The sequence below is a fragment of the Burkholderia sp. NLJ2 genome (genome assembly GCF_049487195.1).
GTDB classification, from domain to species: Bacteria; Pseudomonadota; Gammaproteobacteria; order Burkholderiales; family Burkholderiaceae; genus Burkholderia; species Burkholderia pyrrocinia.
On sequence record NZ_CP137809.1, the window covers coordinates 890,680 to 914,389 of the forward strand.

The window sequence follows — 23,710 nt, forward strand, 5'->3', positions numbered from 1 at the left end:
CGGTGCCGGCCGTCCGCATCGGTCCCGATTGGCGAACGCCGGCAAAGCGCGCACACTTTCTGCCGCACCCGCGGACCGGATGACCCGCCGATCTGGCCCGTATGACGAAGGCCATCGTCCCGTCGTTGACGGTGGCCATCACGACCTTCGACCAACATCGGACGATTGCGATGCCCGAGCCGGGAACAGAATCGACCCACGCCGTCGGATGGCCGCTCCACGCGACCCGGCAAGGGCGCGCATTGCCATGATCCGGGTACTCATCGCCGACGACCATGCGCTCGTCCGGGACGGCCTGCGGCACATCCTGCAGAACGCAAGCGGTTTCGTCGTCGCGGGCGAAGCATGCGACAGCGCTTCGACGATCGCACTGATACGCGGCACCGATGCACACGTGCTGGTGCTCGACCTGTCGATGCCCGGACGCAACGGTATCGAACTCATCAAGCAGATCAGGGACGAGCAACCGGCATTGCATATCCTCGTGCTGACGATGCACGCCGAGCAGCAATACGCGGTGCGCGCGTTTCGCGCGGGGGCATCCGGATACATGACCAAGGAAAGCGCCGGTGCCGAGCTGGTCGCGGCACTAACCAAGATCGCGGCCGGCGGCGTGTACGTCAGCCTGACCATGGCCGAGCAATTCGCGCAGAGCCTCAACGAGCCGACCGACCTCCTGCCGCATCAGCGCCTGTCCGACCGCGAGTTCGACGTATTCCGGCGCGTCACCACCGGCCAGTCGGTTTCCGAAATCGCGCAGGCGCTCTGCGTCAGCGTCAAGACCGTCAGCACGTACAAAACGCGAATACTCGAAAAGATGCAGATGCCGAACGATACGGCACTCGTGCGCTATGCGATGCGTCACAAGCTGTTCGACGATCCGGACGACCTCTGACGACGACGTGGCGCACGGTCGGCGCCCGCCGGCGGATGCCGCGCCCGCCGCAGCGAGCGCGACAAAACCCCACCCCCTTGTAGGAAACGCCCTACAGAACTTCCCGCTCTCCTACCGCATCTTCAAGGCCTGCTGATTTCCTCGACGTCGCGCAACATCCATACTGCCGATCAAGAAAACCAATCATGCGTGCCTCCCGGAGCACAGGCAGCATCATCGTCGAAACCGGCGTACCGGTTTCCCGGCCTGCCCGGTGTGGCGCTCCCGTCAGGAAAGCGGCAGAGGCCAAAGCCGCCGGTACGACGGCCAGCGCGATCCCGCCCCACGGCGGCTCGCCGCTGCCCCAACTGGAGCCGATCATGCAGAGCAATGCCGATATCTCGACGACCATGCCGTTACGCGCGGTCATCCCGCTGCATCCCGTCGAACCGGCGGACCAGCCGAAGCGCGCCACGTCCCGCTGTTCGACGTGTACGCTGCGTACCGTGTGCATGCCGTCCGACCTTTCGTCCGACGATCTGACGCGGCTCGACGCGATGATCTGCACGACGCGTCACATCAAGCGCGGGGAAACGCTGTTTCGCGCGGGCGACACGTTCAACAGCATCTATGCGGTGAGAACCGGGTCGTTCAAGACCATCGTGATGCATCGCGACGGCGACGAGCAGATCACGGGCTTCCAGATCGTCGGCGAATCACTCGGGCTCGACGGCGTGCACACCGGACACCACAACGGCGACGCGATCGCGCTCGAGGACAGCACCGTCTGCATCATTCCGTTCGGCCAGCTCGAGCAGATGTGCCGCGAAGTGCGGCCGATGCAGCACCACGTGTACCAGATGATGAGCGGCGAAATCGTCCGCGAATCCGCGCTGATGCTGTTGCTCGGCACGATGACCGCCGAGCAGCGCGTGGCCGCGTTCCTGCTGAATCTTTCCGCGCGCTTCAAGGCACGCGGCTACTCGGCCGCCGAATTCGTGCTGCGGATGACGCGCGACGAAATCGGCGAGTATCTCGGGATGAAGCTCGAAACGGTCAGCCGCATGCTGTCGAAGTTCCAGCACAAGGGGCTCGTCGCGGCGCAAGGCAAGCAGATTCGCATCGTCGATTCGGAGGGGCTGCGGCAAATCTGACCGCGCCGCGGATCGGTCGAGCGGATCAACCGCGCATGCTCAGCACGGCGGCACCCGATACGCGCCCGCCGCGCAAGTCGTCGAGCGCGCGGTTCGCGTCGGTCAGCGCGTAGCGCACTGCCTCGACCTGCAGCGGCATGGCATCGGCGATCCGCATGAATTCGACTGCATCCGCACGCGTCAGGTTGGCCACCGACGCGATGCGGCGCTCGCCCCACAGCCACGCGTACGGAAAGCTCGGGATGTCGCTCATGTGAATGCCGCCGCACACGACGATCCCGCCTTTGTCGACCGCGCGGAGTGCCGTCGGCACCAGTGCGCCCACCGGCGCGAAAATGAGTGCGGCATCGAGTGTCTCCGGCGGCGTTTCGTCGCTGCCGCCGGCCCATGCCGCACCCAGCGACAGCGCAAGTTTTTGCGCCACGGTGTCGCCCGGCTTCGTCAGCGCAAACACCTTTCGCCCCTCGAGATGCGCGACCTGCGCGACCAGATGGGCCGCCGCGCCGAAACCGTAGATGCCTATGCGGCGAGCGTTGCCGGCCATCCGCAACGTCCGGTAGCCGATCAGGCCCGCGCACAGCAGCGGTGCGGCCTCCAGATCGGAATAGCGCTGCGGCAGGTGCACGCAATACCGATGGTCGGCGACCGCGCACTCGGCATAGCCGCCGTCGATCGTATAACCGGTCAATCCGGGGCTGTCGCACAGGTTTTCCCGCCCGGATGCGCAATACGCGCAATGACCGCACGTCGATCCGAGCCATGGAACGCCCACCCGGTCGCCGACGGAAAAACCCGTCACGCCGTCGCCGACCAGGCGCACCGTTCCGACAATTTCGTGCCCCGGGATCAGCGGCAGCTTCGGATGCGCGAGATCGCCGTCGACAACGTGGAGATCGGTCCGGCATACGCCGCATGCGTGTACGTCGATCAGCAGCTGGCCCGCCGCCGGCAACGGGTCCGGCATGCGTGCCTCGCGCAAAGTCGGTGTCGTGCCGTCAAACATCATCGCAAGCATGCTCGCCTCCTCGCGCGATCGTCTTCGCGCGCTTCGCGTTCCAAGGCTGGTCGCCGGGCGCCGCGTCCGTACGATCCGGTGACACGCGCTTGATGTGCGTCAACGGCCGCCGGGCGGTTGCCGACACGATTCCTTCCGAAGTCGATCCCGGCGTGCCATGTAGGAATCCGCCGACGGCATTCTCGCGATTCCTACCGCAGCTTCAGGGTACGCCGATTGAATCGCACGGGCGCGGCAACGATACTGAAACCATCGATACCGGCTGCGCGGTATCCCGATCTCGAGCCACCAGGAGAGCCGTCATGTCACACGCTACCTATCTTTCCGATTCGGGCAATCAGACCGGCAAGGACGAGACAGCCGCACTCGACACGCTGGCACTCGTCGCACTCGCTCGCGACGCAGGCATGCTCGTGATACTCGACGGACAGATCGGACGCGAGCGGTACGAAAGCGTGACGGGATCGATCGCCACACTGGCCCGTTTCGCACAGGCACTGCAGCTTTCGGCGCTCAAGGCGGCGTGAAATCGAGCGTGGTCGAGCCGCCGCGCCGGCATCCGGTGCGACGGCATCGGCCCCGTCATCCGAAGCAATGCCCCCTCTCGCACCGCCATTTCGTCCGTCGGTCGAGGCTGGCCGCATCGCGATGAACGCGCATTGACAGGAGCAAGCCATCCCTTTCGACCGGACTTCTCCCGGATGAAGCCACGATGAACCGGCCGCTTTCCGGACGCATCGCCCGCATGCTCCCTGGCGTTGCGCTACTCGCGAACTACCGGCGCGCGTGGCTCGCGCGCGACCTGTATGCGGGCCTGGCGCTCTCGGCCGTGCTGGTGCCGGTCGGCATGAGCTACGCGCAGGCGGCCGGCCTGCCCGCCGTCACGGGGCTCTACGCATCGATCGCCGCGTTGCTCGCCTATGCGGTGCTCGGCCCGAGCCGGATCCTCGTCCTCGGCCCGGATTCGGCGCTGGCCGCGCTGATTGCCGGGGCCATCGTCCCGCTCGCCGGTCATGACCCGCAGCGGGCCATCGCGCTTTCCGGCGCGCTGGCGCTGTCGGCCGGAACGATCTGCATCCTGCTCGGTACGCTCGGCCTCGGTTTCGTCACCGATCTGCTGTCGCGTCCGATCCAGTACGGTTACCTGAACGGCATCGCCGTCACGCTCGCAGTCGGCCGGTTGCCCGAGCTGTTCGGCATGTCCGTCACGAGCAACGACATGTTCTCCGGCCTGCCGCAGATCGTGCGGGCCCTCGTCGAGCACCGGTTTTCCACCGATGCGTGTGTGCTGGGCGCAGGCGTGCTCGCGGCAATCGCGCTGATGAAGCGCACGATGCCGCGCTGGCCCGGTGTCTTGATCGCCGTGCTCGCGGCAACGCTGGCCGCGCGCATGTCGCCGCTGCACGGGGTCGCGACGATCGGCGCATTGCCGGCCGGCACGCCTGCACCGCATCTTCCGGTCGTCTCGCTCGCCGATGTGACCGCGCTCGCGTCCGGCGCGATCGCCATCGCACTGGTGTCGTTCGCCGACATCAGCATGCTGTCGCGCGCCCTTTCCGCGCGTGCAGGCGACACGCCGAACCGCAATCAGGAACTGGTCGCATTGGGCGCGGCCAATCTGCTGGCCGGTGCGATGCAGGGCTGCGCGGTCAGCAGCAGCGCATCGCGCACCCCCGTCGCGATTGCGGCGGGTGCGCAAAGCCAGGTCACGAACCTCGTCGCGGCGAGCTGCATCGCGTTGCTGCTCATTGCCGCGCCGACGTTGCTGACGGCCGTCCCGCGCGCCGCGCTGGCCGCTGTCGTGATTTACGCCGCGTTCGGGATTGCCGACGTTCGCAGCGTCGTGCGACTGTATCGGATGCGCCGCGGCGAATGCCTGATTTCGGTGCTGTGCTTTGCAGGCGTCATCGGCATGGGTGTCGTGCCCGGCATCCTGCTCGCCAGCGCGCTGTCGCTGCTGTCGTTCGTCTGGCGTGCATGGCATCCGTACGATGCGGTGCTTGGCCGGCTGGCGGGCGTGCGCGGCTATCACGACATTGCGCGGCATCCGGACGCCGTGCAGACGCCCGGGCTCGTGCTGTTCCGCTGGGATGCCCCGCTCTTTTACGCGAACGTCGAAATCTTCTGCGAGCATCTGCGCGTTGCGCTCGCGCGGTCGGCGGGTCCGGTCAATCGAATCGTCGTCGCGGCGGAGCCCGTCACCGACATCGATGTCAGTGCCGCGGATCGGCTCGTGGCGCTTTGCGACGAGCTCCGGGACGAAGGCATCGCGCTGAATTTCGCGGAAATGAAGGGGCCGGTGAAGGATCGCCTGCGCGCTTATGGCCTGTTCGACGCATTCGGGCCCGCCAGCTTCTTTCCGACCTTGACTGACGCCGTTGCGCATCACGTTCAGCAACCTGGCGAACATGCGCGCGACGACGAGCCGACCGCGCGCCCGACGTCATCGCTTCGCGGTCGAGATCGGGCAGACGACTAGCGGGATCCGGGGCGGATCGCATCGCGTGACGGACCAAACGTCATCGTCGATGCGACACCGATACGGCACGTCAGCGACAGCCGGCGATTCAGACCGTGAACGTGTTCGATTTCCTCATCTCGATCCAGGTCATCGCGGCTCGCAGCCCGTCGACCGCGGCCTCGTGCTCGGTGGCGTGGGTCCTATCGGACGCGAACGTACGCTCGCATGCGCCGTCCGGCGACGCGAGCGTCACATGGATCCTGCAACGATAGCCAATGCGCGAGGTTCAGGCACGTGCGGCCATTCGCAGCCTGCACTGTCGTCCCTTCTTCGTGGAACCGTGCTGAAGATCGGATTGGCGCAGCACCGCATGCCGGCGCTAAGCTGGCGCGACGGCGGGATGTGCGCCATCATCGCCGCGCACGAGCAGGACCGGGCAACTCGAGCCGCGCAGAAAGCGTTCGGCGACGCTGCCGAGCACCAGCCGCCGCACACCGCGTCGTCCGTGCGTGCCGATCACGGCCAGATCGATCGAACGATCGACGACGTAACGCTGCAGGCATTCGGCGATATCCTGACCGAGGTCCGTCTCGACGATTTCCGTATCGCCATTCACCGCCGCGCGTGACATGGTCCGCTCGGCGTCTCGCAAGACCTCGACACCATCGCGCCGAACCTCGTCGATCAATGCATTCGGGTTCATTCGTCCGGCGTAAGTGATCAGGAGGGATTTGTCGACGACGAACACGGCAACAAGACGGGCGCCGCACATTCCGGCCAGCTTCACGCCTTCGTCGAGCGCCAGTTTCGATGACGGACTGCCGTCTACGGCGACCATGATCTTCGTGTACATACCGACCTCGCTCGATGAACCGACGCGCCGGCGGCGTTCGGATTTGTTTTCATCATCGGCGCTCGCCGGCAACGGACGTTGACCGAGGTCAACGGTTCGAACCCGCAACGAAATCGGCACGCGGCGCAACCGGAGGTCATCGCGCATCGCGTCGACCCGCCGCAGGTCCCCACCCCGCCGGCCGCATCGAGCGGATCGCGTCGCCATTCATCCCGCCTTCACGCCGCTTCGCACGACGAGGTCGAGCCCGCAAACGGCCCCGCTCACACGGCGAGCGCGAAGAACGATCGCGCCACGACCCGGCCGTTGACGATCAGCTCGACCTCATGCCGGCCCGCATAGTGCCGGCGCGTCGTGAAATCGCGGATCGCCCGACTGTGCCGGAGCGTGATGCGCTGGCCGGGTTCGAGCGTCAGTCCCTTCAGCTTGAACACCTTCGGCGACGCATCGCCATTCTGCTTCACATAGCCGATCCGATAATCGACGACGAGCCGCTGCGCCGCCTCGGCGGTCGAACGCAGCTCGCACGCGAGCGTGATCGACTCGCCGAGTACCACCTGCGCGGGCGTCACGTCAAACGGGCCGACCTCCAGGCGAGGCGTACTTTCAGCACCGAGTATCGCGAGCGCTCGCGCATCGCACTGCTTCACGAGGGTGCGAAGCGCATGACGGACGATCCATCGCGTATGCGGATCGTCGCCGCCCCATCTTTCGGCCCGATCGAGCACCCATGCCGGATGCATCTTCGCCACGTCGTTCAGGTGATTCGCGACCGACCGGCGGACATAAGCGCTCGAGTCGGAACGCAGATTGTCGAGTATCCGCGCCGCCAGCGCCGGGTCGGCCTCGATCTCGCGGAGCCGGAACGACCATGGCAGGCGCGGGCGACTGCCCTCGCTTGCCAGCCTGCGTACTGCATCGTCCGCATCGTGCGACCAGGTTTCCATGACGGCGAGCGCACGCACCCTGTCGATGCGCAGGAATTCACGCACCGCGAATTCCGACGTGCCGAACGGCGTGAAATATTTCAGCGCGTCCATCGAACGGTCGAACGTGTGCCGACCGTACTGCCCGACATAATCGGGGGCGATCAGCGACACAAAACCCCGGCCGAATCGGGGCGCCGCCTCCTGCAACAATGCCAGCGCGGCATCGTATCCGCCGGGCAGCGACCGCGCCCCCGTGTCGATCGCCACGCTGGCGCGCCTGACGCGTTCCATCAACGTCAAGCCGTCGAGGCCGTCGAGCGCCGTCGCAAGAAATGCGGCCCGGTCGAACGCGGGCTCGATCGAATGCAGCACGTCGGACAGCATGTGGAACTGCCGCTTGCCCAGCGATTCCTTCAGCGGGACGGGAGCTTGATCGGTTGTCATTGCGAGGGGGTTCAGATCGATGGGGGCGAAAGCGCACAGTATCGCCGAAGCCCCTGTCAATTCCTGTCAGCAGACTTTGCCCGGCCCGAGCACCCGTGCGACACGCAATCGACGTGCGCGAACCGCGAGCGGGCGCGCGGCGTTCATGCGTTCATGCGTCCGTTCGCCGCTGCTCGCGGGATGGATCGCGCGAACCGCTGCTGAAGAGCCTGTTTCGCAACTGACCGCCGGCGAACGCAGCCGCAATCAACGACAGATAACCGACGACGAGGAGATGTCGCCAACTGTCGAGCGCGGCGCGGTGCGCAACCAGCGCCGCGTCGGGTGCCGGTACGGCGAGGCTTCCCGGCACGATCGCGCGCGTCATCTGCACGAATCCCGCCGCCGACAGCACGGGCAGCAGGACGAGCATGGCCAGCAGCACAAACTTTGCACGCCGAAACAATGCATGCCGGCGCAAATGAAACCACAGCCCGAGACTGCCGTGCACCCAACCCGGTGCGAGCAGCGCGATCTGCAGACCCTGCGTGCCGCTCGTGAGGAGCGACACGATGACTCGTTCGTAGTTCGGCTCGAAACCGTAGAACGATGTCGCAACCCGGGTCCCGACGACGTGGCGTATCAACAGCATGGGCAGGCTCAGCCCCGCCCAGAGACGGAGCCATTCGGCGGGCGGCAGCGTCCAGTGTCGACGGCCGTAAATGGTGCGGATCGCCAGCGCGAAATGCAGGCCGGCCGCGCCATACAGCAGGATCGTGCCGGGCGCGCTTTGCCAGAGCCCGATGGCCAGGTGCAGTCCGCGCTCGGCGATATCGATCGACCAGATGCCGAGCGCGTGATTGACCATATGAATGGAAATATAGAGCCACAACAGGATGCCGGAACCGAGTTGCAGCCTTCGCGCGGCCTTGCGCATCCCGTCGTGCGCCGACACCGGTTTGCCGGCATCGGCGTCGATCGCGTGCTGCGCGGGACGCGGCGCGCGGTTGCGCAACGGTGGACGCATGCCGATCCGATCCTGTAGCAACGATGGCCGCGATGCCTCGTTGACCTTCGGGGCACCCTCGCGATCGCGCCGCGATCGGTTCGGGATATCCCGGGTTTGCCTCTCCTTGCCGTTCATTGGCGCCTCCCCTCGATGCGTCCGGTGCTTGATCCGCATACCGCGGCGCGGGCCCGTTTATTCCGGCGACGCGCAACATTCCGCGCATGAAGTGCATCGCGCGGTTTCGGGAATAGGCGCCGTGCTCGCCGGGTATACGGTGTGTGAGCACGACGGATGACGATCGCGACGCGTCGGCACCCTTCGCATCGAAACGAGCGGAGTCAAGGAGACCATCATGTCCAACGTTCTGTCCCACTGGATTCTGATCGGTTGCGACGCATACGACGAGTATGTGTTCGTGCCGTGGCTCGATCGATCCGTCTATCGGAGAACGGTCACCCTGCGCCGGGTCTGCCTGTTGTGACGAAAGCCGCAACGATGCATGCGATCCGGCGGAATCCGTGTACGACGTGAGATTGCGCCGGTACGCCGTCGCGTTACCTGCCAATGCGGAAGACTGGCCCTGCGGCGGTGTCGTGCCGCTCTCGTCGTGGAACCCGGGGGTCAGGCCGACGGCGGTCAGTCGGTGGACTAAAGGGCGGCAACCTTGTTGCGGCCAGTCGCCTTCGCGTAATACAACGCCTCGTCGGCCGCCTTGATCACCGCGCCGGCCTCGCCATCCTGGTCCGGCGTCCAGCTCGCCAGGCCAATGCTGGCGGTGACGCGTCCGTATTCGCTGCCGGCATGCTCGAGTGCCAGTTCGTCGATCGCCGCACGAATCCTCTCCGCAATCTGGGCCGCTCCCGTCTGCGGTGTATCCGGGAGCAGCACCACGAATTCCTCGCCGCCGTAGCGGGCCGCGGTATCGGCCGGCCGGCGGATGTTCTCGCCGATACAGCGCGCGACCGCAGCCAGCGCGTCGTCCCCGGCCTGATGGCCGTAGGTGTCGTTGTAGGCCTTGAAGCGATCGACATCGACGAACAACAGCGAGAACACGGAATGCGCGCGCCGCGCTCGCCGCCATTCGCGGTCCAGCACTTCCCCGAAGCTGCGGCGATTGTTGAGGCCGGTGAGACCATCGGTGCGCGCCAGCAGCACGAGCTCGGACTCCGCACGCATCCGGCGCCGCAGTTGTGCGCCGAGCATGACGGACAACGCGATGAAGGCGGCGCCGAACGTCACCACCAGTGCACCGATCGTCGTTGCGCGGTGCCGCCACGCTGCATAGATGTCCTGCTCGGCTTCCGCAACCATGATGATCAGCGGCAGCTTCGGCAGGTGCCTGAAGTAGTAGAGGCGGCGCACGCCGTCGATCGATGACGTTTCCAGGAACGTGCCATCCGGCGCCGTCTGGAACCGCCGAAAGGTGGCTGCTTTGCTGAGATCGCGGCCAATCGTGCGCACGTCGTACGGCTGGCGCATCACCATGATGCCGTCGTCGCCGATCAGCGAGATCGACCCATGCTGTCCCAACGACAGGCCGGCGAACAGCTGGTGGAAATATTCGAGGTTGACCGCGATCACCGCGACGCCGGCAAACGAGCCGTCCGGATTCGATACCCGACGCGACAGCACGATGCTCAGCGTGCCGCCACGCAGGCGCGATGCGAACGGGTCACTGACATAGAGCCCTGCGTCCGGATTGTCGCGGTGGATGGTGAAGTACTTGCGATCCGCAAAATTGCCCTGTCGCGGCACGTCGTTGGCCGAATCCAGGATGATGTCGCCGCTCGCATCCATCACCAGCATCGAGCCGAGAAATTGCGCGGTCATCGCGTGGTCGAACAACACGGCACGCCGCAAGGACGGCGGAGCAGCCATCACGTCGGGGCGTTGCAGACCCTGAATCACCGCCTGCAAGGACAGGTCGTAGAGCTCGAAGTTGCGCTCGATGTCGCGCTCGGCCACCAGGCCGAGATTGCGCGAGGTTTCGCCGGCACGGTCGAGCGCATCGTGGCGGCTCTGGAACAGCTGCAACACGCACAGGCCCATCAGTGCGCAGGCAATCACAATGCCGATCACCACGATGGAATAGGGGGCTGCCGATCGGGGATGCATGGGTCTCCTCGTTGCATGAACGTGTGCCCGGCCCGGGCGTGGTTTCGTCATACTAAAAAGGGACGGGCGCATGTGCAAGCGCGGACGCCGTCAGGCGTACGCAGTTGCGAGCGCAAAATTGTCTGGAATTTGGGTACGACGTTGCATGTGTGAGCGATTCACGGTGAATCGTCGCACAACTCGCTTCAATTCGCGGGATTCGACGGCGTCACGCAGGGAAAGCGATGTGCCGTCACAGGGGGCCTTCGGCATTCAGGCTGACGCCGCAAGAGGCTGGCGCCGGGTGTCGATTCGTATCGACAATCATCGGTGGAAATTGCCGGTCAGCGCGGCGATGTCGCCTCGCAATCTGTCGTAACCCGTGCTTCGGGAATGCACGACGCCGCTATGTCGAGCCAGCGGCCGATCGCCCCGTCGATTTTGCGGACAGCGCCGGAACGACTCCTCACGAACGCTTCACGCGGCCAATCCCGCCGACGGGGCATCCGCGATATCCGGATTGAACCGCGTCATGCAGTTCAGGTCGAGTGCGCGTATCTGTTCGGTCATGAAGTCGATGAAGATACGAATGCGCGTCGGAAGGTGTTGCCGGCCGAGATAGCAGATATAGTGGCCGCGATCGTCCGGTACATGATTCGCCAGCGCGACAACGAGCTCGTTCGATGCGATATGGTCGCGAATCTGATAGCCCGCCATCTGCGCAATGCCCGATCCATTCAGAACCGCACGCAACACCAGATCCGAGTCGTTGAACGTGAGGCGGGACGTCGGCAGGTACTTTTGCAGGCGGCCGTCGACATTGAATTCCCATTCGAATACGCGACCGCTGGCAAGACGGAAATTGATGCACTCGTGCCGGGCCAGATCGTCCAGATGCTTCGGAAGGCCATGCCTGGCCACATACGACGGCGCCGCGCAGAGCGCCATCTGCATCGGAATCAGTTGCCGCGCAATGATGCTGGAGTCCTCGATGCGCCCGTTGCGGAACGACACGTCGATCCGTTCCGACACCAGGTCGATCGGCCGGTCGTCGAGCAGCAGATCGATGACGATGTCGGGGTAGGCCCGCGCAAACGTTTCAAGCAATGGCGCAACGACTTTCCTGCCGAATCCCACCGACGAACTGATTCGAATGAGGCCGCGTGGCGGCCCCTGCCGCAGCTCCAGCATGTCGTTCATGGCTTCGACGATCTGTGCGACGCCCTGATGGCAGTTCTCGAAGAATCGCTGGCCTTCGCAAGTCAGTTCGGTCATGCGCGTGGTCCGCTGGAACAGCCGCGTACTCAACTGCGCTTCCAGCTTCTGGACATTCCGGCTCACGGCCGGCCGGCCGACGCCGAGGCGTTCGGCTGCCTTGGTAAAACTCCCCTCGCTCGCCACCGCGACGAACGCAAGGATGCCCGCATAGCTTGCACCGAAGCTCGCCGACAATGCATCGGCGCAACCAGGGAAGTCGCGACGAACGCCCTGCTCCGATGGTTCCGTTTGATTCATTTCCGCTGCCCCCAGATACCGCTCATCCCGATTGGTCTTCGCCGGCCTGCGCCGGCGAACCGCAACACGTGCCAGCGCGAATTACTTTCTTGCAAGCCACTGGTCGAGACTGATGCCGCCGAGTCGCGCATTCCCGAGCGGCACGAGCGATTTTTCCTCGACGCGGCCGCCGTAGTAGCGGGCGTCGCGATCGGTCACGACCGGGCGCGTGTCGCCGACCGACTTCAGATAGCGCGCGACGATCTCCGCGAACGGCGCGCGGTCCGGGCCCGCGATCTCGACCGTGCCGTTCAGCGGCCCGGCAAGCGCGATCTGCGCGAGGTTCGCCGCGACGTCTTCCGCGGCGATCGGCTGGAACAGCCCGTCACCGACCCGGACCGTGCCGCCTTCCGTGCCGAAATCCGCAATACCGCCGATGAACTCCATGAATTGCGTGGCGCGCACGATCGTGTACGGTACGCCCGCTGTTTCGATCGCCTGCTCCTGCGCGACCTTGGCCGCGAAATAACCGTTCTCCGGCATCCGGTCGCAGCCGACGATCGACAACGCAACGTGATGGCGCACGCCTGCGGCCACTTCGGCCCTGCCGAGATTGCGTGCCGACGTGCGGAAGAAGTCCAGCACCGCCTTCGGTTCCCATGACGGCGCATTCGCCACGTCCACGACGACGTCCGCGTCCATCAACGCATCGGTCAGGCCTTCGCCCGTGATGCTGTTGACGCCGGTGCTCGGTGATGCGGCAAGCGCCTGATGGCCCGCTTCGCCCAGCAGCGTGACGACACGCGAGCCGATCAGGCCCGAACCGCCGATGACAACGATCTTCATCGCAAATCTCCTGACGAAAGGAATTCGTTTGAATGCGCGGGGTGCGTGACGGGCGCCGTCTCCGACGAAGCAGGTCATACCCGTCACATCGCATGGCGCAATTGTGGAAGAATCATGTCCTATCGATAAGAGCCAAGAATCGTCGACCCAACTAGTCCATACCGTATCCGTTCCGGTCACCCACAAGGCCATGATGTCCGCGTCAACGCCCACCCTGAGCATCGAAATCGACCGGCACCATCAGTTGCCGGTCTATCTGCAGATTTGCGAGCGGTTCAGAACCGCGATCGCCGCGGGCCATCTGCGTCCCGGCGATCGCGTGCCCGCGCTGCGCGGCCTGGCGACCCAGTTGAACACCGCGCGCGGCACCGTCGAACAGGCATACATGATCTTGGTCGACGAGGGCTATCTGCAAATGCGCGGCGCGGCCGGCACGTTCGTGTCGCCGTCGCTGCCGATATCGCTGACGGGTTCGCTGCCCGCGCGTGCCGTCGAACCAGCACAGTGCGCCGCGGACACCGGCTCGCAACGGGCGTCGGGCGGGCGGTCCGGCAGCCAAGCTCCGCCACGCCCGCAGCCGATCGCCGTCGCGATGAGCGGCGAGCCGCGCCCGTTGCAACCCGGGGTCCCGGCGCTCGACGCATTTCCGCGCAAGGTATGGCACCGGCTCGTGTCGCTGCACGCGCGCAGCAGCGACCGCGCGATGCTCGGCTACCCGAATCCGCTTGGTTACCGGCCGCTGCGCGAGCACATCGCCACCTATCTGACCTTGTCGCGCGGCGTCACCTGCGCGCCGGAACAGGTGTTCATCACCGGCGGCTACCGCGCGACGCTGGAACTCGTGCTGCGCAGCCTCGCGCGTCCGAACGACCGTGTGTGGTTCGAGGATCCCGGCTATCTGCTCGCACGCGGCTTTCTGTCGGAGACCGGTGTACAGCTCGTGCCGGTGCCGGTGGACGCCGAAGGGATCGACGTCGAGCGCGCGATGCAGCTGGACGCACGGGCACGCTTCGCGCTGGTGACGCCGTCGCATCAGAGCCCGCTCGGGCATACGCTGTCGCTTGCCCGACGCATCGCCCTGCTGGATTGGGCCGAAAAAGCGTCGGGCTGGATCGTCGAAGACGACTACGACAGCGAGTTTCGCTATGTGGGCCGCCCGCTGCCGGCGTTGAAGAGTCTCGACCGGCGGGATCACGTGATCTACTGCAGCACGTTCAGCAAGGCGATGTATCCCGGTTTGCGGCTTGCGTACGCGGTCGTGCCCGAGCGAGCCGTGGAGCGCGTCGAACGGGTCGCGAGCAGCATGAATGCCGGCTCGCCGACGCTCCTGCAGGCGGCCATGGCGGATTTCATCGAACAGGGCCACTTTGCCCGCCATCTGAAGCGGATGCGCACGCTGTACGGCGAGCGACGCACGCTGATCGTGCACGCGTTGCAGCAGGCGTTCGGCGAGCGGCTGATCGTCGAATTGCCCGCCGGCGGCATCCAGTTCGCGGTGCAGTTCCCCGAGGGGCCCGACGGCCCGGTCGACGACGTCGCCGTGGCCGCGCGCGCCCGCGACGCGGGGCTCGCGATCTTGCCGCTGTCCATCTGGTATACGAACAGCCGCACGCGGCAAACGCCGCGCGGCCTCATCATCGGATTCGCGAATATCGCCGATGCGGAAGAAGCGCGCCGCCTCGCGCAAACGCTGCGCGCGTGCGTGGATCGCTGAAGCCCGGCACGCGGCACCCGGCAGTCGCACTCGGCGGTACGAGCCCGCAGCCTCGTTTTGCCGGGCCTGGCGAGCGGGATCGGCGCACCGGTCGTCATGAAGCGCACCGGCAACAGCCAGATACTGTCGGTCCGGATTGGTGCCGAACGGGAAACATCATGTCTCCGTCGGCAGCCGTACCGCCACCACCCGTACTCCTTTAGCATGGGGGCGACTTTGTCCCGCGGACCAACCAGGAATCGGGCTGCACCACGAGATTGCCGCATTCCTGATATGACCGTTCGTTCCATGCCATTTCCCGAAGACGATGTCTGCCCGGGCAGTGCGGCCCGCCTTCGCAAGACGACTTCGACGAATCAATCGACCGGGATCGGAACGCGCGTCCTTGAACACGAGAATGCATCATGCACGACAAGAAGCTGCAAGCGCCCCCGCTTTCCCTCCTCGACCGGTATCGGGGCCGGGATTTCCATCCCCTCTATACGACGACGGTCACGGTTTCCGGCGGCGAGACGGGGCACGGCCGCGCATCCGGCGTGGCACGTTCGGATGACGGGAATCTTGCCGTGGATCTGCGGCTGCCCGCCGAGTTCGGCGGGCCCGGTAACGGCACCAATCCCGAACAACTGTTCGCCGCGGGTTTCGCCGCATGCTTCCATGGGGCGCTGAACCTGATCGAGAAGCGCGCGGCAGTGGAGATCACCGACACTGTCGTGGAGGTACAAGTGACGTTCGGCCGCGATCCCATGGATGGCGGCTATGCACTGGTCATCGACGTGCGGGTCCGGATGCCGGGTGTAGACCGAAGCACCGCGGAAGAGAGGGTTCGAACTGCAGAACGCTTGTGCCCGTACGTAAAGATGGCCAGGCAGGGGTCGGTCAATATCGTGACCGTCGTCGACTGACTCGCCGCCCGTCGGGCGGCGGGCGGCGGAGGCGCGACTATCTGTCGAAGACGCTCACCGCCGCCGCCCGCCTGAATCGCTGCGCATCTCGCAACAACTCAGGCGGCACGAATGGGTCAGTCGACCGACGCTTGCGGGTTACCGGCTGCCAACGCTTCGGTACGATTCGGCGCCGGCGGGTAGATCCACTGCGTGTTGATCACCTGTTTGCGCGCCTTTCCTTCCGCGTGCGTCAGCTTGATCTGACGATCCCAGCCTTCCGAGTAAACCGCGCCCCATTCGCCAAGGTCGAGGCAGGTCGCATAGAACGGCTGCCGGTATGTCAGCATGGCCTCCCCGATCAGATCCGCGGCGACGTTGTGCCCGCCGAATTGCCCCATCACGATCGCGTGTTGACAGGACATCAACGCATAGTGCCCGTCATCGTCGCTCCGGGCGCGCGCCACATCTCCCGCGACGAACACATGGGGGGCTTCCGCCACGCGAAGATCGGAGGTCACCTCGACGCGCCCGAGCGGGTCAAGCTGCGACGAGACTTGCGCCGTCAGCGAACTCGCACGCATCCCGCCGGCCCAGATCACGGTCATCGCTTCGATATGGGTGCCCGACGCGGTGCGAACACCGTCTGCCCCGACCGACACGACGCGCGATCCGAGTACGGTCTCGATGCCCAGCGAGTCGAAGGCTTCCGATACGTACGGCCGAGGATTGGGACCAAGATCGGGACCGATATCGTCCTGCGCGCCGATCACGACGACACGACTCGCAACGTCGGCGCCAAACCACTCGCGCAAGCGCTTCGGCAATTCAGTGGCGACCTCGATACCCGTAAAGCCGCAGCCGACAACGGCGACCGTATTGCGTGCCGGAGAATCCGGCAGCTTCGCGAGCGCAGCGAAATGCGCATCGAGCGCTACCGCGTCTTCAATACGATCGACCGAGAACGCGTGTTCCGCCAGCCCCGGAACCGGCGGCCTGCTCAACGCGCTGCCGCTGGTCAGCAGCAACCGGTCATACGCCAGCAAACGCTTTTGTCCGTCGGCCAGCGCAACGCTGAGCGTCTTCTCGCGAACCGAAATCTCGTCGACGCTGCCCTCGACAAATTTCACGCCCACAGCGTCGAGCAGCGGCAGCAGCGGTGCGGCCATCCGTTGCGGTTCGCTTTCGTACAGCCGCGGCCGGATCTGCAATTCCGGTTTCGGGGAGATCAACGTGATTTCAACGTCACCGCTTCCCACACCGGCCTTGTCAAGCACGCGAGCCGCACCCAGTGCACCCCACACTCCGGCGAAGCCGGCACCCACGATCAAGATTTTCTGCGACATGATTATTGCCTTCGGTTGGAAAACTGCAAATTCGACGACAGGCACCGAACTCGATGCAACGGGTGAACGGCGCGCCGACCGGCAGCGCACCGGCAGCCGCCCACCGCATGGCTGGCGACGCGGCGGCGCTCACGCTGTCGCATTACGTCCGGCAGCCGCGCATCCTCGCGACCGCGGTCGCGTTCTTCAGCTACAACTATGTGCTGTTCTTCTTCCTGAGCTGGTTCCCGAGCTACCTGGTGCGCGCGCATCACCTGAACATCCGCGAGATGAGCGTCGCGACCGTCGTGCCCTGGCTCGTCGGCATGATCGGCCTCGCGTGCGGCGGCGCGATCTCGGACGGCCTGTACCGGCTCACCGGCAACCTGCTGATGTCGCGGCGGATCGTGCTCGTCACCTGCCTGCTCGGCGCCGGCGCATGCGTCGCGTTCGCGGGCACGGTGAAGTCGACGCAGGGTGCGGTGGCGCTGATGTCCGTGTCGCTGTTCTTCCTGTACGTCACCGGCGCGATCTACTGGGCGATCGTGCAGGACGTCGTGCATCCCGAACGTGTTGGCGGCGTCAGCGGCTTCCTGCATTGCATGGGCAGTCTCTCCGGCCTCATCGGGCCGGCCGTGACCGGCTTCATCGTCGAGCGCAGCGGGTCGTTCGCGTTCGTGCTGGCCGGCGCGATCGCGCTGATCGGCGCGGTGCTGGCGGGCGTGTTCGTGCGTCATGCGCGGCCGGCGCATGTGCTGCGCGAGCGCACCGTGCATTGAACACGCGCGCCGCGTGGCCGATGCCGTCGGCGCGCAAACCTGCGACACCGGCGCCGTGTCGTTCGACGCCACGAGTCGGGGATCTGCCGCCGAAGCGCCAGGTCTCGGCGGCCCGTGAGCGAGCATCCGGCCCGCACGCGTCGACGCTGAGCGGCCAACCGCACGAGAACGCAGGAAGATTCCGGAAATCCGCACAGACGGCCTGCCGCCTCGTTCGGCAAATCAAGAAATCATCAACAAATTCAAAGGCTTGAAAAACAGACCTCACGCTTGCGCGTTGGCACCATAATTGCCTTCGTCCTGAAGCCGCACCGAGCGGCACGCTCATAACACTTCAGGAGACGCCATGGAGCCGACCTTTACCGAACCCGGTGCGCACGCACCGTCCCCCCGAGCTTCAGCGCAAGCGCCGGCGGCCTCAGCATCTGCCGACAAGCTGCGCCGCCTCAAATCGATCTTCTCGGGGTCGGCGGGCAATCTGATCGAGTGGTACGACTGGTACGTGTATTCGGCCTTCGCGCTGTATTTCGCCCATTCGTTCTTCCCGGCCGGCAACCAGACCGCCCAACTGCTGAACACCGCCGCCGTGTTTGCCGTCGGCTTCCTTGCCCGCCCGATCGGCGGGTGGCTGATGGGCGTCTATGCCGATCGCTACGGCCGCCGCCCGGCGCTGCTCGTATCGGTCGTGCTGATGTGCATGGGCTCGCTCATCATCGCCCTGTGCCCCGGCTACGACGTGATCGGTGTCGCGGCGCCCACGCTGCTCGTCGTCGCCCGCCTGCTCCAGGGGTTGAGCGTCGGCGGCGAATACGGCACGTCGGCCACCTACCTGAGCGAAGTGGCGACGGCGCGGGATCGCGGCTTCTATTCGAGCTTCCAGTACGTGACGCTCATTGCGGGCCAGTTGCTCGCGCTGGCGGTGCTGATCGTCCTTCAGCAGTTCGTGCTGACGACCCACCAGCTCGAAAGCTGGGGCTGGCGCATTCCGTTCTTCATCGGCGCGGCCGGCGCGCTCGCCGCGATGCGCCTGCGCGCGTCGATGGAGGAAACGGGCGAGTTCGAAAAGGCCCGCGGCGCGCAGAAGAAGCAGGAGAAACAGAATGCGCTGGCCGAGCTGCGCAAGCACCCGCGTGCGGTCCTGACCGTGGTGGGCCTGACGATCGGCGGCACGATCGCGTTCTACACGTACTCGATCTACATGCAGAAATTCCTCGTCAACACGGTCGGCATGAGCAAGCACGACGCGACGCTCGTGTCCGCTGCGTCGCTCGCGCTGTTCGCGCTGCTTCAGCCCGTCGTCGGCTGGATTTCCGACCGCATCGGCCGCCGCCCGGTCCTGATCGCGTTCGGCGTGCTCGGCACGCTGTTCACGGTGCCGATCATGACGGCCATCAGCCACACGCACGACGCATGGACGGCCTTCCTGCTGAACATGGCGGCGCTCGTGATCGTGTCGGGCTATACGTCGATCAACGCGGTCGTCAAGGCGGAGCTGTTTCCTGCGAAAATCCGGGCACTGGGCGTCGGCTTCCCGTACGCGCTGACCGTCTCGATCTTCGGCGGCACCGCGGAGTATCTGGCACTCTGGCTCAAACAGGCAGGTCATGAAACGCTCTTCTACTGGTACGTCACCGCGGCAATCTTCTGTTCGCTGCTCGTCTACGTCTGCATGCGCGACACCGGCAAGCATTCGCTCATCAAGGACTGACGCCGGCCGCGCCGCCTCGCCGCGCGGCGCCCGCACCGGGGGCGCCGCGCGATGAATGCGCGCACCGCCAGGCGGCTGCGCCGCACGACGGCCGCGCTCGCGATCGTCGCGTGCTGCGGCGCGACCGCGTGGTTGACCTACGTGCTCGCGCTGCGGCATTACGCGCGCGTGCACGTCGCCGAAGTCGCGCAGCGTGCGTCGTTTTATGCGCTGACGCTGGAATCGCAGCTCGCGCGCTACGAATCGCTGCCGCGCATCGCCGCACTCGAGCCCGTGCTCGCGCAACTGCTGGACGAGCCCGGAAACGCACGGTTGCGCGAGCAGGCCAACACCTATCTGAAGGCCGTGCAGACCAACGCGGAGCTCTCTGCCGCGTATGTCATGACCGCGGACGGCACCACGCTCGCCGCGAGCAACAGCGATGGACCGGGGAGCTTCGTCGGCGCGAACTATGCGTTTCGCCCCTATTTCTCGAGCGCGATGCAGCATGGCGTCGGGCGGTTCTACGGCGTGGGCAACACCACGGGGGAGGCCGGCTACTTCCTCGCGGTGCCGATCGAGGACCTTGCCCGTCCCGGGCGGCGCGCGATCGGCGCGGTTGCGATCAAGTCATCGCTCGACCGGTACGAATCCGCATTGACGAAAAGCGGCGACATCGTGCTGGTGATCGACGGGGACAACGTGACATTCCTGTCGTCCGTGACCGGCTGGCGCTATCGCGCGCTCATGCCGCTGTCCGCCGACTCGCGCCGCAAGCTCGACGAGACCCGGCAATACGGCGACGCGCCGCTCGGAACGATCACCACGCTCCCGCGCGGCACCCCGCAACGGGCCGCCCCGCCGGATCGGCTCCACGTCGCGCCGTTCGGCGGACGTCCCGACTGGTATCGCGTCGTGTATCGTCCGGTCGGCCCGCTCGGCTGGAAGGTCGCCGTGCTCGTCGATCCGGCCGACGACCGGCGCAGCGCGGCGTTCGCGTCCATCAGCGCGGCCGCCGCGACGGCGCTCGCGTTTGCGCTCGTCACGCTCGTCTGGCTCCGCAACAGCCGGAAGAAGGAGCGGCAGCATGCGCGCGTTGCGCTGCTGGAAGCGCAGCGCGACATCGAGCAACGGATCGCCGAGCGCACCGCCGAACTGACTCGCGCCAACGCAACGCTCGAAGAGAAGGTCGACGCGCTCGATGCGGCGCGACGCATCCTGCGCGACACGCGCGACACCGCGATCCAGGCCGGCAAGCTCGCTGCGCTCGGCCAGCTGGCGGCCGGCATCACGCACGAGCTGAACCAGCCGCTGGCCGCGATCATGACGCTGTCGAGCAACGCCGTGCGCATGACCGAACTGGGCCGCCCGGGCGACCTGACGCGCAACCTCGTGCTGATCAACGAGCTGGCCGAACGGATGGGCAGGATCGTCGCGCACGTGAAGGGATTCGCGCGGCACGAGGGAATCATCCGGGAGCCCGTGTCGATCGGCGAATCGCTGCGCCAGGCGCTGCTCCTGATCGAGCCGCACCGGAAGGCGGCGGGCGTGACGATCCGCGTCGAGCCGGTGCCGCCGGATGCCATCGTGCTGGCCAGTTCGATCCGGATCGAACAGGTGCTGGTCAACCTGCTCGCCAACGCGATCGACGCCAGTGCGACGGCCGTCGCGGCCCGCCAGGTCACGGTCACGGCGGACCTGTCCGGAGAATCCGTGCGCGTCGGCGTGGCCGACAGCGGCAACGGCATCGCGCCGGACGTCATGGCGCGCCTCTTCGAACCGTTCTTCACGACCAAACCGGCTGGAAAAGGCCTCGGGCTCGGGCTCGCGATCTCGCAGGCCATCGTCGACGAATTTGGCGGCCGCCTGCATGCGCGCAATCGCGACGAAGGCGGCGCGGTCTTCACGATTGAACTGCAACGCGTAACGAAAGCTTCACTATCGACATGACGATCCTGAACACCACGCACGGCGCACACGCCGTCTACGTGATCGACGACGACCCGGCAGTGCTGCTCGGCTGTGCGCAAGCGCTGAGGCTCGAAGGCATCGACGTCCGCGAGTTCGAGGACGCCGAAAGCGCGTTCGCCGCGCTCGCCGACGATCCACCGGCGGTGATCGTCAGCGATGTCCGGCTGCCCGGCATCGACGGTCTCACACTGCTCGACAGCATCAAGGCGCGCCCTGCGGAAGCCGACATACCCGTCATCCTGACGACCGGGCACGGCGATGTCGCGATGGCGGTCGGCGCGATGCGCTCCGGTGCGTACGACTTCATCGAGAAGCCGTTTCACTCCGACCGGCTCGTCGATACCGTGCGGCGGGCGCTGGCGCACCGCAAGCTCGTGATGGAGAACCAGAGCCTGCGCGCGCAACTGAGCAGCGAACGGCCGTTGCTCGGCCGCTCGCCGGCGATGCAGCGCATTCATGCGCTCATCGATGCGATCGGGCCCACGGGCGCCGATGTCCTGATCGTCGGCGAAACCGGCACCGGCAAGGAAGTTCTGGCGCGGGCGCTCCACGCGGCCAGCCACCGCCCGGGTCCGTTCGTCGCACTGAACTGCGCGGCGCTGCCTGAGGCAGTGTTCGAAAGCGAAATATTCGGTCACGAGCCGGGCGCGTTTACGGGCGCCCACCAGCGGCGCATCGGCAAGTTCGAATACGCGAACAGAGGCACGCTGTTTCTCGACGAACTCGAAACGATGCCGCTCGCGCTCCAGGCGAAGCTGCTGCGCGTGCTGCAGGAACGCAGCATCGAGCGGCTCGGCAGCAACGCGTCGATCTCGGTCGACGTCCGCGTGATCGGCGCCGTCAAGCAGGATCTCAAGCAACTGTCGGATCAGGGGCGGTTTCGCTCGGATCTGTACTACCGGCTCAATGTCGTGTCGATCGATCTGCCGCCGCTGCGGGACCGCGCGGATGATATTCCCGAGCTATTCTCGCACTTCGTACGCGCGGCGAGCGTCCGCTACGACAAGCCGGAACCGGCGTGGGCACCAGAGGACATGATGCGCTGGCAGCTCCATGACTGGCCCGGCAACGTGCGCGAACTCAAGAACGTGGCCGAGCGGTTCTGCCTGGGCGTTGACGACGGTCTGGCGCAACCGCCAGCCGGTGCCGAATCGCTCGCGTCGCGCATGGCGCGGGCGGAACGTGTATGCATCGAGGAGGCGCTGCGTAATGCAGGGGGGCAGGTCATCCGGGCCGCCGAGGCACTGGGCCTGCCTCGCAAGACGCTGTACGACAAGATCACCCGGCACGGGATCGACGCGACGACGTTTCGATAACTTTCAGTAGTCTTAATGGCATCGGCCCGAGGGCCGCTGCCTGAGCTGCCCAAGGTCCTGTTGGAGGAACTGGTCAAGGGACCCATGGCGCCCGCCGAGGTGCAGGACCTGATGCCGGCGTTCAACAAGGCGGCCATCGAACCCGCGATGGGCACCGAGATGAATCTGTATCCGGGCTCGCCAGGTTCAGGTGGGCGGCCAGCCCCGCATGAATCTCGTTGTTCAGCCGCGTGCGTTGCCGGACCCATTGTGAACGGCGTGAGATCTGGCGGCGCATCGCCAGCGTCGACTCGTCGGGCATCCAGACTTCGGGCAGGTTCCGAATCGTCTGATTAGCCACCTACCACACCGGATAGACTTGCGTTGGCCATGTCGCCTCTCGCCGACGAAGCCGCTTCGCGGTATCCGTCGGCAATTCTTGGCAACTCGATCCGCAGCGCTTCGAAATATCGACCGCTCAGAAATCGGCACTCGTGCCTGAGCATCCCATACAGGATAAAGTCGGTCCCGTCGTTCGCACCTGCGCGCATCACCCCCTCCTGCACAAAGCCGAGATGCTCGTCCAACCGCTGCGCGTCGTGATTGTCGGTCCGCACGAGACCTGTCACTCGCTTGCAGCGCAGTACCTTGAATGGATAGGTAAACACGGCACAGATGAACGCCGGTGTAATGAGATGGCGCGATCCGTCGAGCGCGAAATGCATCAGCACGTTGGGGCCGTTGTGCCCTTGAAAGACAACCCCCGCGACAATGCAACCATTCTTCTCGAGGCCGATCGTCGCATAGTCGTCGTAGCGACGCTCTCCAGTCCTGTCAGCGACGAAGCGCATGACTTCCTCACTGCGATCCAGCAGCACTCGGCGCATTGCATGCCCCTCCGGC

20 protein-coding genes and 3 pseudogenes are annotated in these 23,710 nt (G+C 65.7%); 12 read left to right on the forward strand and 11 right to left on the reverse strand.

The window, feature by feature from the left end; genetic code table 11:
• Nucleotides 1-247: 247 nt before the first annotated feature.
• A complete protein-coding gene (locus R9B84_RS20610; RefSeq protein ID WP_423761005.1) occupies nt 248-895 on the forward strand; it encodes a response regulator in 648 nt (215 codons plus the stop codon).
• 91 nt (nt 896-986) lie between these two features.
• Here the strand turns inward: R9B84_RS20610 and R9B84_RS20615 are convergent, their stop codons facing one another.
• Nucleotides 987-1,388, reverse strand: a complete 402-nt coding sequence (locus R9B84_RS20615; RefSeq protein WP_423761040.1) for a hypothetical protein — start codon at nt 1,386-1,388, stop codon at nt 987-989.
• Between R9B84_RS20615 and fnr the strand changes: the two genes are divergently transcribed.
• Nucleotides 1,285-2,028 (forward strand): fumarate/nitrate reduction transcriptional regulator Fnr, encoded by a 744-nt coding sequence (gene fnr, locus R9B84_RS20620; RefSeq protein WP_423761006.1) that lies wholly within the window; start codon nt 1,285-1,287, stop codon nt 2,026-2,028. The two genes, R9B84_RS20615 and fnr, sit on opposite strands and share 104 nt — an antisense overlap.
• Before the next feature lie 25 nt (nt 2,029-2,053).
• On the opposite strand, the gene R9B84_RS20625 is transcribed toward fnr, so the two are convergent.
• Nucleotides 2,054-3,043, reverse strand: coding sequence for a zinc-dependent alcohol dehydrogenase family protein (locus R9B84_RS20625; protein ID WP_423760212.1), 990 nt, complete (start codon nt 3,041-3,043; stop codon nt 2,054-2,056).
• 302 nt (nt 3,044-3,345) lie between these two features.
• Here R9B84_RS20625 and R9B84_RS20630 point away from each other — a divergent pair, with 302 nt between their 5' ends.
• Together R9B84_RS20630 and R9B84_RS20635 are read left to right on the forward strand one after the other, a co-directional pair.
• A complete protein-coding gene (locus tag R9B84_RS20630) occupies nt 3,346-3,570 on the forward strand; it encodes a hypothetical protein (protein ID WP_423760213.1) in 225 nt (74 codons plus the stop codon).
• 185 nt (nt 3,571-3,755) lie between these two features.
• The gene (locus R9B84_RS20635) at nt 3,756-5,522 is read left to right on the forward strand and encodes a SulP family inorganic anion transporter (RefSeq protein ID WP_423760214.1); all 1,767 of its coding nucleotides are present in this window, start codon (nt 3,756-3,758) and stop codon (nt 5,520-5,522) included.
• A 361-nt stretch (nt 5,523-5,883) separates the two neighbouring features.
• On the opposite strand, the gene R9B84_RS20640 is transcribed toward R9B84_RS20635, so the two are convergent.
• From R9B84_RS20640 to R9B84_RS20650, 3 genes are all read right to left on the reverse strand, one after another.
• Complete coding sequence (locus R9B84_RS20640) at nt 5,884-6,357, reverse strand: universal stress protein (RefSeq protein WP_423761007.1); 474 nt, start codon at nt 6,355-6,357, stop codon at nt 5,884-5,886.
• Nucleotides 6,358-6,620: 263 nt separating this feature from the next.
• A complete protein-coding gene (locus R9B84_RS20645) occupies nt 6,621-7,730 on the reverse strand; it encodes a DNA alkylation repair protein (protein WP_423760215.1) in 1,110 nt (369 codons plus the stop codon).
• A gap of 151 nt (nt 7,731-7,881) precedes the next feature.
• On the reverse strand, nt 7,882-8,853 hold the full coding sequence (locus R9B84_RS20650) for a hypothetical protein (protein ID WP_423760216.1): 972 nt from the start codon (nt 8,851-8,853) through the stop codon (nt 7,882-7,884).
• A gap of 217 nt (nt 8,854-9,070) precedes the next feature.
• Between R9B84_RS20650 and R9B84_RS20655 the strand changes: the two genes are divergently transcribed.
• Nucleotides 9,071-9,199, forward strand: a complete 129-nt coding sequence (locus tag R9B84_RS20655; protein WP_423760217.1) for a hypothetical protein — start codon at nt 9,071-9,073, stop codon at nt 9,197-9,199.
• A 167-nt stretch (nt 9,200-9,366) separates the two neighbouring features.
• Here R9B84_RS20655 and R9B84_RS20660 read toward each other — a convergent pair whose 3' ends face one another.
• The 3 genes from R9B84_RS20660 to R9B84_RS20670 form a co-directional block, all read right to left on the reverse strand.
• Nucleotides 9,367-10,833 (reverse strand): sensor domain-containing diguanylate cyclase, encoded by a 1,467-nt coding sequence (locus R9B84_RS20660; protein WP_423760218.1) that lies wholly within the window; start codon nt 10,831-10,833, stop codon nt 9,367-9,369.
• A gap of 456 nt (nt 10,834-11,289) precedes the next feature.
• Nucleotides 11,290-12,327: a LysR family transcriptional regulator gene (locus tag R9B84_RS20665; protein ID WP_423760219.1), complete on the reverse strand. Its 1,038-nt coding sequence runs from the start codon at nt 12,325-12,327 to the stop codon at nt 11,290-11,292.
• 81 nt (nt 12,328-12,408) lie between these two features.
• Complete coding sequence (locus R9B84_RS20670; protein WP_423760220.1) at nt 12,409-13,152, reverse strand: SDR family oxidoreductase; 744 nt, start codon at nt 13,150-13,152, stop codon at nt 12,409-12,411.
• A gap of 193 nt (nt 13,153-13,345) precedes the next feature.
• Here R9B84_RS20670 and R9B84_RS20675 point away from each other — a divergent pair, with 193 nt between their 5' ends.
• Together R9B84_RS20675 and R9B84_RS20680 are read left to right on the forward strand one after the other, a co-directional pair.
• Entirely contained in the window at nt 13,346-14,866 is a 1,521-nt protein-coding gene (locus R9B84_RS20675) for a PLP-dependent aminotransferase family protein (RefSeq protein WP_423761008.1), read from the forward strand.
• Between the two features lie 404 nt (nt 14,867-15,270).
• Entirely contained in the window at nt 15,271-15,771 is a 501-nt protein-coding gene (locus R9B84_RS20680) for an Ohr family peroxiredoxin (protein WP_423760221.1), read from the forward strand.
• Between the two features lie 116 nt (nt 15,772-15,887).
• Here R9B84_RS20680 and R9B84_RS20685 read toward each other — a convergent pair whose 3' ends face one another.
• Nucleotides 15,888-17,096 (reverse strand): NAD(P)/FAD-dependent oxidoreductase, encoded by a 1,209-nt coding sequence (locus R9B84_RS20685; protein ID WP_423760222.1) that lies wholly within the window; start codon nt 17,094-17,096, stop codon nt 15,888-15,890.
• Nucleotides 17,097-17,167: 71 nt separating this feature from the next.
• Here R9B84_RS20685 and R9B84_RS20690 point away from each other — a divergent pair.
• The 5 genes and pseudogenes from R9B84_RS20690 to R9B84_RS20710 all read left to right on the forward strand — a co-directional run.
• Nucleotides 17,168-17,854 (forward strand): annotated as a pseudogene (locus R9B84_RS20690) (MFS transporter); the annotation flags it as partial.
• 346 nt (nt 17,855-18,200) lie between these two features.
• On the forward strand, nt 18,201-19,562 hold the full coding sequence (locus R9B84_RS20695) for an MFS transporter (RefSeq protein WP_423760223.1): 1,362 nt from the start codon (nt 18,201-18,203) through the stop codon (nt 19,560-19,562).
• Between the two features lie 51 nt (nt 19,563-19,613).
• On the forward strand, nt 19,614-21,491 hold the full coding sequence (locus R9B84_RS20700) for an ATP-binding protein (protein WP_423760224.1): 1,878 nt from the start codon (nt 19,614-19,616) through the stop codon (nt 21,489-21,491).
• A complete protein-coding gene (locus R9B84_RS20705; protein ID WP_423760225.1) occupies nt 21,488-22,828 on the forward strand; it encodes a sigma-54-dependent transcriptional regulator in 1,341 nt (446 codons plus the stop codon). Before R9B84_RS20700 ends, R9B84_RS20705 begins: the two co-directional genes overlap by 4 nt.
• Nucleotides 22,829-22,843: 15 nt before the next feature.
• Nucleotides 22,844-23,032, forward strand: a pseudogene (locus tag R9B84_RS20710) (IS256 family transposase); the annotation flags it as partial.
• Here the strand turns inward: R9B84_RS20710 and R9B84_RS20715 are convergent.
• Together R9B84_RS20715 and R9B84_RS20720 are read right to left on the reverse strand one after the other, a co-directional pair.
• Nucleotides 22,992-23,144: pseudogene (locus R9B84_RS20715) on the reverse strand (IS110 family transposase); the annotation flags it as partial. The pseudogenes R9B84_RS20710 and R9B84_RS20715 overlap by 41 nt on opposite strands.
• 16 nt (nt 23,145-23,160) lie before the next feature.
• Nucleotides 23,161-23,694, reverse strand: coding sequence for a GNAT family N-acetyltransferase (locus R9B84_RS20720; protein WP_423760226.1), 534 nt, complete (start codon nt 23,692-23,694; stop codon nt 23,161-23,163).
• Nucleotides 23,695-23,710 lie beyond the last annotated feature (16 nt).